This window comes from Sulfurovum sp., from assembly GCF_049668085.1.
GTDB lineage: Bacteria > Campylobacterota > Campylobacteria > Campylobacterales > Sulfurovaceae > Sulfurovum.
In genome coordinates, this window is the sequence record NZ_JBATIY010000015.1 from 1 (window position 1) to 9,773 (window position 9,773).

Genomic DNA, 9,773 nt, shown 5'->3' on the forward strand with positions numbered 1-9,773 from the left:
AGATGTGGGTGGACTGAAAAAGAGATTGTTGTTTCTCTTTGCCTATATTGGGATATTGATGAGTGTGGCACTCTCATTTGTAAGTGAGGGAGATTGGGAATCAGCTGTATTTGTTTATGTACTGGGAAATATAGGGTTTATGGGATCAAATATATTTTATGATTCACTTTTACCGACAGTTGCGAAAGAGAAAGAGATTGATTTCGTTTCAGGACTGGGGTTTGCGCTAGGATACCTTGGAGGAGGGATCCTTTTTGCACTCAATGTTTGGATGATGCAAGATCCCTCTTTTTTTGGATTTTCCAGCAATATAGAAGCGATTAAGATCTCTTTTCTTTCCGTTGCTTTATGGTGGATGCTTTTTTCTTTACCCTTGTTGCTTTTTGTTAAAGAGAAAAAACCTGTAGATGATAAAAGTACAGTACAAATCATTTCGGAGGGTTATTTCAGGCTGATCAGAACCATTAAAAAGATCAGATATTTCAAACAATTAGTACTTTTTCTCATTGCTTACTGGTTGTACATAGATGGGGTTGATACTATCATAAGGATGGCAGTTGATTATGGAATGGCAATAGGATTTGATACTAAGAGCCTGATCTATTCACTATTGATAGTACAGTTCGTTGCCTTTCCGGCAACACTCGTTTTTGCCAAACTGGCCCAGAAGTGGGATACCAAAAAGGCGATTCTATTGGCAATCTTCATCTACCTTTTTATTACACTTTGGGCGGCATTTATAGATGAGATCTATGAGTTTTATATCCTCGCAGTAATGATCGCCCTGGTACAAGGAGGTATACAAGCGTTGAGCAGGTCATATTATGCCAAAATGATACCGGGTGAATATGCTGCAGAATTTTTTGGTTTTTATAACTTCTTGGGAAAAACAGCGGCAATCCTGGGTCCATTCTTGATCGCTATAGTCGCTTTGATCACGGAGAATTCCAGAGTAGGGATAGCTTCTGTAGCGATCTTTTTTATTTTGGGTGGCATATTGTTGTTAAGAGTGGATGAAAAAAAAGCTGCTGATGAAGTACGATCTAATCTTCATGTAGAGGATGTTTGATCATCTCTTCATGTATCGCTTTTTTAACCTTGTCTGTCAGTTCATCATAGGTTAGCCCTTTTGGATAGATCGGTTCTAAATATTTAATAATAACGGGAGCCGGTCTTGGGAATAGTTTTCCTGCACTCATCGCCTCAAAGGTACCGTCGAGGACAACAGGTACTACTGGAATATCCAGTTCAATGGAAAGTATTGCAAAAAACTTTTTAAACTCTAATAGTTTTCTGTCTCGTGACCTCGCACCTTCTGGAAATACAACAAGGTTCTGTTTATTTTTTAAGGGAACCGTACATTTCTGCATCGAGGCTTTAAGATCATAGTTCACATCGATCATAATGGTCTGAGTGTTTTTCATAAAGAGTCGCATGACCTTTGTGTCAAATACTATTTGAAAAGCCAGAAAAAATGTCTTCTTCAAAACTTTGTAGGGTAATGCAGCAGCAAGTATAAAACCATCTAGCATACTTTGATGACTGGGGGCAATGATGCATGGCTGATCTGGAAAGTTTTCATGACCAGAGACTTTTAGTGAAAAGTAAAGTTTATATAGTGGAAAACAAAGCGTTTTATATATCATGATCGGGAAAGATGTATATTTAAGGTCAAAGTGTATCTTTTCGTTCAGAATAGTTTTCCAGTTAATATCAGTTATAGTCACTTTTTGCTTTTTTTCATTGACATAATGGCAAAGTTCACCCATGATCATCATTTGTGACAACAATGTTTCACTGATATGCACACCGAAACTTTTTTCAATAAAAGTTAAAGTCTCAACATAATTTAGTGAGTCTAGATGCAGGTCGAGTTCAAGATGTGATAAAGGTGTTATAGGTTCAGTCGTCAGAGTCGAGAGATAGTTTTTTATGTTTTGGTAGACTTTGTCTTTTGGAGCATCTTCTATATTTGTAGAAGGCAGTGCTTGTTCAGTCATGAAATTTCGAAGTTTATCTCTATCAATTTTTCCTTCCTCATCTTTTGGTAAGGGAGATCGGACGATCTGATAGCCTTTTATCGTTTCTTCTTCCATCGCTTCAATGTTATAAAGCTCTACAGCATACCATTTGATCTCATTTTCAAGACGCATGATCTTACGTTTTTTAGCTTCATGAAAATCCGGATATATTAGTGCAAAGAGATGGCCATCGTGCATAAAGACTGCAACTTCCTTGACAATATTTGATATCTTCAGGATCGTTCTTTCAATCTTAAGAGTGTCAATTTCTTTATGAATATACATACCATTATTATACCTGTTTTTTTGGTTTTGCTCTACTTGACTTTCATTTTGTTTATTAGGTATTATAGATATAAGTTATCTTCAATACAGATGTGAGGTGTATAAGATGAAACGCATATTTTTTTTATTACTTATAGTCATTTTACCACTTTTTTCTAGCACTTCTACAATTGTTAAATTAGGTATAAAAGGTAATATAGGTCCTGCAAGTAATATCTATCTCAAAGAAGGAATTGAAACTGCACTACGGCAAAATGCTGACATAATGCTAATCGTATTGGATACTCCAGGAGGACTCTCTAGTTCTATGCGTGAGATGATACAGCAGATCACAAACAGTACAATTCCTATCATTACCTATGTTTCTCCCAAAGGTGCACATGCAGCGAGTGCCGGCACCTATCTAATTTATGCTTCACACATTGCGGCTATGGCACCCGGAACCAATCTCGGCGCTGCTACTCCGGTCAACCTTATGCCAACACCAAAGATAGCAGATACAAACACTAGTGCTTCTACTGTTCTAGAGAAAAAAGTAATCAATGATGCTATAGCTTACATCAAAAGTTTAGCTGAATTGAATGAACGTAATATATCATGGGCCATTGATGCTGTAAAAGAGGCTAAGAGTATATCTGCTAAGGATGCATTGGAATATGGAGTTATTGATCTGATTGCAGAAGACAGCAATGAATTATTGACTAAACTTGAAGGCAGAGAGGTTATGGTTGGCGATAAGAACATAACACTTCACACTAAAGATGCAGCGATATTGATCTTTGAACCCGACTGGAAGATCAAATTATTATCTGTTATTACAGATCCTAACATAGCATATATACTTCTTATCATTGCTGTATATGGCATATTTTTTGAGTTGATGAATCCAGGAGCAATCTTCCCTGGAGTCATAGGTGTTATCTCAGGAGTGATCGCGTTGTATGCATTAAATATGATACCATTTAATTATGCAGGATTGTTGTTGATCATCTTAGGTATTGCCTTTATGATTGCAGAAGTTTTAATCACAGGATTTGGAGTTTTAGGTATTGGCGGTGTTGTTGCATTTGCTCTTGGATCACTGCTTCTTTTTGATGCCGATACATTAGGCAGTGGTATCTCCATCCCTCTTATTATCGCTTTTTCTCTAGTTAGCTTAGGATTCTTCATTTTTGTACTTCGGTTTCTTATAAGATCAAGATCTATAAAAGTAGTAACGGGTGTAGATGAGATGATTGGATCGACTGCAGAAGTGATCGACTCAACTGAAAAAGGGTACCGTGTTCGCTGTCATGGTGAAATATGGTACGCTCAATCGGATAGTAAGCTACAAATAGGCCAAGATGTATGTGTAGAGAATCTGTCAGGATTAGTTCTGCATGTTAACCCAATAATAAAGGAGTAAATTATGTTACCTATGATACCAATGAGTACTGTTTATATCGTATTGATACTGATTATTTTGCTAGCGTCTGCCATCCGTATTTTACGTGAATACGAGCGAGGAGTGGTCTTTACCCTTGGAAGATTTACCGGAGTAAAAGGACCGGGGTTGATCATTTTGATCCCGGGTATACAAAAGATGGTGCGGGTGGATCTTCGTACCATTGTTTTGGATGTCCCGACGCAGGATGTCATCTCCCATGACAATGTTTCAGTACATGTGAATGCAGTTGTCTATTTTCGTGTGGTTGATCCTGAAAAAGCGATCATTCAGGTAGAGAACTTTTATGATGCTACCAGCCAGCTTGCACAAACAACACTGCGTTCCGTTCTTGGCCGACATGAACTTGATGAGATGCTTTCAGAACGGGAACAATTGAACTTTGATATTCAGGAGATATTGGACAAGCAGACCGATGCCTGGGGGATCAAGATCGCCAATGTCGAGATCAAGCATGTTGATCTTGATGAGAGTATGGTACGTGCCATTGCCAGACAGGCGGAGGCAGAGAGAGAACGACGTGCCAAAGTAATCAATGCAATGGGAGAACTCGAAGCAAGTGAGAATCTTCTTAAAGCGGCTGAAATTCTCGCTAAAAACCCGTTGGGAATTCAGCTACGTTATCTGCAGACTCTGAGTGATATCTCCAGTGACAAAACCAATACAGTGATCTTCCCATTTCCATCAGATCTACAGCAGTTCCTTAAGGGAATAGGCAAAGAGTAAATGAAATATGGAAAAGCTTTTTATTGTGACAATTTATTTTTTTGATTCATAATATAAATACTGTTTAATCGCTTCCATAAAAGCATGCAGATCTGATGGCTGCCTAGAAGTAATCAGGTTTTTATCTATGACTACTTCCTCATCTTTATAGATTGCACCTGCCTCTTCAAGTTCTTTTGCAATGCTTTTGTAGCCAGTAGAAACTCTACCCTTCATTAAGCCTGCAGAAATAAGTATCTGGGGACCATGACATATGGCTGCAACCAATTTATTATGATCAAAAAAGTATCGGGCAATCTCTAGTGCTTTTATATCATTTCGTATCAAGGCAGGGCCTTTCCCTCCGGGAAGAATCAGTATGTCATACTGCTTTGGTTCTACTTCATTCAGGGTTATTGTGGGATATATGTGAAACCCATTTTTTCCGATGATAGAACCCTTATTCATAGAAGTGATGTCTACATCAATACCTAGTTCTCGAAGAAATTGATAGGGTATTTTTAACTCACAGTCTTCAAAAAGATCTGCAGAGATGATCAAAGCTTTCATACATTCTCCCTTTTATTTCATTATGACATATTAAATCAGATAGATAATCTGTTTCATATATAGCCATTATTTTATAGTATACTATATATAAAAAGTGTTTAGGGATATCCATGCCACTCAATATACCGAATCTATTAAGTTTTTTTCGCATTATAGCCGCACCATTTTTATTAGTTACTGGTTGGTTTGGTATGCCAACGCTTTTTTTTATCCTGTTTGGATTGATGCTGCTTTCTGATGCACTTGATGGTATCATCGCACGTATGCTCGATCAGACCAGCGAACTTGGAGCTAGGCTTGACAGTTATGGAGATATTTTAACCTATCTTACTACCCCATTAGCGGCATGGTGGCTTTGGCCTGAACTTATTATAAGTGAAATAAACTATATTATTGCGGCGATCATTATCTATGTGCTTCCTGCTGTTTTTGCCCTGTTCAAATTTGGAAAACTTGCGAGCTATCATACTTGGATAACTAAGGCATCAGCAGTATTGATGGGTATAGGTGTGGTATTTTTACTTGGATTTGAAAACAATCTTTTGTTTCATATTGCTATTTACTTTTTAGTGATCGAAATGGTGGAAAATATTGCTATTACTTTTATATTGCCAGCACAGAAAAGTAATATTCATTCCATTTGGCATGCCTGGAAAGAAAGAACAGGCAAAGGAGGGAAGTAGTGCAACTGACATTTTTAGGAACAAGTGCCGGAAAACCGACTAAAGAAAGAAATGTCTCTGCGTTAGGGTTAGAGTTTCAGCAGGATGACAAGTGGTATCTTTTTGATTGCGGTGAGGCAACACAGCACCAGATCATGCGAAGCAGACTCTCTAGTGGTAAACTTTCTACTATCTTTATTACACATCTGCACGGAGATCACTATTTTGGTCTACCAGGACTCTTGAGCTCTAAAAAACTAGATACTGCCTTTAGGCCTCTTAGTATATACGGTCCGAAAGGTATTAAAAGGTTTCTTGAGTGTGTACTGGATGTCTCATTTGAGAACTTGGGGTATGAACTGAAGATCATTGAATTTGAAGCTGATGACTTATTTGTTTTTGACAAGTTTTCATTGAAAGTATTGGCACTTGAACACTCTGTGGAGAGCTTTGCATTTTATATCAAAGAGAACGACATTACCAATAAGATTAATGAAGAGAAATTAAGAGCTATTGGTATGGAGCCATCTGCACTTTATGGGGAACTGCAAAAAGGAAACACTATTGTCTTCAGAGGAGAGGAACTTCATCCAGAAGATTTCATGCTGACACCCATAGAAGGACGAAGAGTAATCTTAGCAGGGGATAATGTCAGACCTGATATCTTAGGAGAATACCTTGAAGGTATCGACCTTTTGGTACATGAATGTACCTATACACAGGCTGATTATGATCGTCTTAAGGTAAAGGTGTTACATACTACAGCAAAAGATCTTGGTGAGACATCCCAGAAAAGGGATGTCAAAAACCTTATAGCATCACATATTAACCCAAGATACAATAAGCATGCTAGCGAGGGTGTCGAAGTGATCTATAATGAGATCCAACAATCCTACAAAGGCAGACTGTATATTGCTGATGACTTTGATGTTTATCGGCTAAGCAGAGAGTGTGTTATTGAAAAACTATAATGTATTTACAAAAAGTTATTTTCAATAGAGGAAAAAAAACATTAAGGGATAAAAATTATCCTTTGTTTAAGTTTTATTCCATTACAATATAAATGTTCCATAAAATAATTAAGGAGAATTAAAATGAGTAAAGTAACAAAAAATTTAAAGCAACTTCAAGCAGATGCACATGCATTGTTCGTAAAGATACATAATTACCACTGGAATGTAAAAGGTATGGATTTTGAACCTGTACATTTGAAAACTGAAGAGATCTATAACACTATGTCTACACTCTATGATGATGCGGCTGAAAGAGTTATACAATTAGGTGGAAAACCTTATCTTACTTTAGATGATCTTGCCAAAGCAACAAATATCAAAACAGAGAAGGGTGATACATTCAAATCAAAAGAGGTAGTAAAAAATATCATTACTGACTATAAATATTTACATAAACTATTTCAAGAGCTAAGTGATGATGCAGATAATGCGAATGATAAAACGACTGCTGCTTTCGCAGATGACAATGTAGCGGTACTGGAAAAAGAGCTTTGGATGCTCGATTCAATGATAAAGTAAATAAAGGATTTTTCAAAGTGAATATCTATACTGAACGACATATGGTTTAGATGCCTTTCATGGCATCTTTCAATCAAACTCTAATCAAGGAGGATGTCATGTTTGATAACAAAAAATTTTTTCAACACACTTCTGGTGGCGGTACATCAAATCAAGACTGGTGGCCTAACCAATTAAAACTCGATATATTACACCAACACTCTTCTCTATCTGACCCTATGGGTAAAGACTTCAATTATGCCGAGGAATTTAAGACACTTGACCTTCAAGCAGTAAAAAAAGATCTCATCGCAGTAATGACTGATTCACAAGAGTGGTGGCCAGCTGATTTTGGTCATTATGGACCATTGTTTATTCGTATGGCATGGCACAGTGCCGGTACTTACCGTAGTGGTGATGGTCGTGGCGGTGGGGGGAGTGGGAACCAGCGCTTTGCGCCTCTTAACAGTTGGCCTGATAATGTAAATCTAGATAAAGCAAGAAGATTGATATGGCCTGTCAAGAAAAAATATGGTAGAAAGATCTCATGGGCTGATCTTATGATCCTGGCAGGAAATGTTGCTATGGAATCGATGGGCTTTAAGAGCTTTGGTTTTGCTGGTGGACGTGAAGATATTTGGGAGCCTGAAAAAGATATCTATTGGGGTACTGAGGGTACCTGGTTGGATGATAATCGTTACTCAGGTGATCATGAAGAGTTAGAAAACCCTCTTGCGGCTGTTCAAATGGGTTTGATCTATGTCAATCCTGAAGGTCCAAATGGCGAACCAGATCCTGTTGCAGCAGCCAAAGATATTCGTGATACCTTCGCTAGAATGGCGATGAATGATGAGGAAACTGTTGCATTGATCGCCGGAGGACACACTTTTGGAAAATGTCATGGTGCAGGAGATGCAGCACATGTAGGCCCTGAACCTGAAGCAGCCGATATTGAGGAGCAAGGACTTGGATGGAAGAGCAGTTATGGTTCAGGTAAAGGGGCTGATACGATCAGTAGTGGCCTGGAAGTTACCTGGACCTCTACACCGACAAAATGGAGTAGTAACTTCTTATGGAATCTATTTGGGTATGATTGGGAATTAACAAAAAGTCCGGCTGGTGCATACCAGTGGATACCGACAAATGGGGCAGGTGCAAATTCAATACCTGATGCCCATGATCCATCCAAACGTCATGTTCCTACAATGCTAACTACAGACCTCTCTTTACGTTTTGATCCAGCTTACGAAAAGATTGCAAGACGTTTCTATGAAAATCCAGATGAGTTTCAAAAGGCTTTTGCTCATGCGTGGTTTAAGTTAACTCACCGTGATATGGGTCCAAAATCACGGTATCTGGGCTCGGAAGTTCCCAAGGAAGATCTTATTTGGCAAGATCCGATTCCTCAAGTTGACCATGAACTGATCGACGATCAAGATATTGCTTTACTAAAATCAAAGATTCTTGCTTCGGGACTATCCGTATCAGAACTGGTTTCAACAGCTTGGGCTTCAGCATCTACTTTCCGTGGTTCAGATAAACGGGGTGGTGCAAATGGTGCGCGTATTCGTCTCTCACCGCAAAAGGAGTGGGAAGTAAATCAGCCTGATCAACTCTCTAAAGTATTGACTGTGCTGGAGGGTATCCAAAATGAGTTTAACGAAGAACAGACAGCTGAGAAGAGCGTTTCACTTGCTGACTTGATAGTATTGGGTGGTTGTGCAGGTGTTGAACAAGCAGCAAAGAATGCAGACTATGAAGTAATTGTTCCCTTTATCCCTGGTCGTATGGATGCTTCAGAAGGACAAACCGATGCAGACTCTTTCGACGTCTTGGAACCGGTTGCAGATGGATTTCGTAACTACCTGAAGACCAAGTTTTCTGTTCCTGCTGAAGAACTACTGATAGATCGTGCTCAATTGTTAACATTGAGTGCACCAGAGATGACGGTACTTCTTGGAGGTATGCGTGTCTTAAATACTAACATAGTACAGTCTCAACATGGTGTATTTACAGATCGTCCAGAATCACTTACCAATGACTTCTTTGTTAATTTACTTGATATGGATACTGCATGGAAAAAATCTTTAGAAGATGAAGATCTATTTGTAGGTAGCGATCGTGCTACAGATGAACCCAAATGGACAGCAACACGTGTTGACCTGATCTTCGGTTCCAATTCTCAGTTACGAGCTTTAGCAGAAGTCTATGGCAGTTTTGATGCACAGGAGAAATTTATACAAGACTTTGTAGCCGCATGGACAAAAGTCATGAATCTGGACAGATTTGATCTGGCTTAGCAGTTCTACAATGTGTTTCTAATACTTTTTAAACATACGAAATACACGTATTGATTTCGTATGTTTTTATCTACTTTGTGACAGTATCTGTTTTAAGGATATAGGTGAATTCATCCTTATTGTTGTAACCAATGACATTTTTATAGCTCTTTTGCGTTTTATGGTCTATGAAATGTACGATTGGTGTGAAACCTGTATCAAATTCTTTTGGAAAAGGATCCTTTTCCCTATTGATAATAAGCGGTATATAGTTTTTCTGAATGATCGCATTAACC

General features: G+C 38.4%; 10 protein-coding genes. 7 read left to right on the plus strand and 3 right to left on the minus strand.

The window, feature by feature from the left end; all coding sequences use genetic code 11:
• The coding region (locus WBM70_RS01210) for an MFS transporter (protein ID WP_424556696.1) at window positions 1-1,069 on the plus strand (1,069 nt) is incomplete at its 5' end.
• Here WBM70_RS01210 and WBM70_RS01215 read toward each other — a convergent pair.
• Entirely contained in the window at window positions 1,044-2,306 is a 1,263-nt protein-coding gene (locus tag WBM70_RS01215) for a 1-acyl-sn-glycerol-3-phosphate acyltransferase (RefSeq protein WP_424556697.1), read from the minus strand. The two genes, WBM70_RS01210 and WBM70_RS01215, sit on opposite strands and share 26 nt — an antisense overlap.
• Window positions 2,307-2,412: 106 nt before the next feature.
• On the opposite strand from WBM70_RS01215, the gene WBM70_RS01220 reads away from it, so the two are divergent.
• Window positions 2,413-3,711, plus strand: coding sequence for an NfeD family protein (locus tag WBM70_RS01220; RefSeq protein WP_424556698.1), 1,299 nt, complete (start codon window positions 2,413-2,415; stop codon window positions 3,709-3,711).
• Window positions 3,712-3,714: 3 nt separating this feature from the next.
• Window positions 3,715-4,476: a slipin family protein gene (locus WBM70_RS01225; protein ID WP_424556699.1), complete on the plus strand. Its 762-nt coding sequence runs from the start codon at window positions 3,715-3,717 to the stop codon at window positions 4,474-4,476.
• A 33-nt stretch (window positions 4,477-4,509) separates the two neighbouring features.
• Here the strand turns inward: WBM70_RS01225 and WBM70_RS01230 are convergent, their stop codons facing one another.
• A complete protein-coding gene (locus tag WBM70_RS01230; RefSeq protein ID WP_424556700.1) occupies window positions 4,510-5,025 on the minus strand; it encodes a type 1 glutamine amidotransferase domain-containing protein in 516 nt (171 codons plus the stop codon).
• Between the two features lie 110 nt (window positions 5,026-5,135).
• Between WBM70_RS01230 and WBM70_RS01235 the strand changes: the two genes are divergently transcribed.
• The 4 genes from WBM70_RS01235 (at window position 5,136) to katG (ending at window position 9,498) form a co-directional block, all read left to right on the plus strand.
• On the plus strand, window positions 5,136-5,708 hold the full coding sequence (locus tag WBM70_RS01235) for a CDP-alcohol phosphatidyltransferase family protein (protein WP_424556701.1): 573 nt from the start codon (window positions 5,136-5,138) through the stop codon (window positions 5,706-5,708).
• Window positions 5,708-6,658 (plus strand): MBL fold metallo-hydrolase, encoded by a 951-nt coding sequence (locus WBM70_RS01240; RefSeq protein ID WP_424556702.1) that lies wholly within the window; start codon window positions 5,708-5,710, stop codon window positions 6,656-6,658. Before WBM70_RS01235 ends, WBM70_RS01240 begins: the two co-directional genes overlap by 1 nt.
• A gap of 123 nt (window positions 6,659-6,781) precedes the next feature.
• Window positions 6,782-7,219, plus strand: a complete 438-nt coding sequence (locus WBM70_RS01245) for a Dps family protein (RefSeq protein ID WP_424556703.1) — start codon at window positions 6,782-6,784, stop codon at window positions 7,217-7,219.
• A 98-nt stretch (window positions 7,220-7,317) separates the two neighbouring features.
• Window positions 7,318-9,498, plus strand: a complete 2,181-nt coding sequence (gene katG / locus WBM70_RS01250) for a catalase/peroxidase HPI (protein WP_424556704.1) — start codon at window positions 7,318-7,320, stop codon at window positions 9,496-9,498.
• Between the two features lie 70 nt (window positions 9,499-9,568).
• On the opposite strand, the gene WBM70_RS01255 is transcribed toward katG, so the two are convergent.
• The coding region (locus WBM70_RS01255) for a hypothetical protein (protein ID WP_424556705.1) at window positions 9,569-9,773 on the minus strand (205 nt) is incomplete at its 5' end.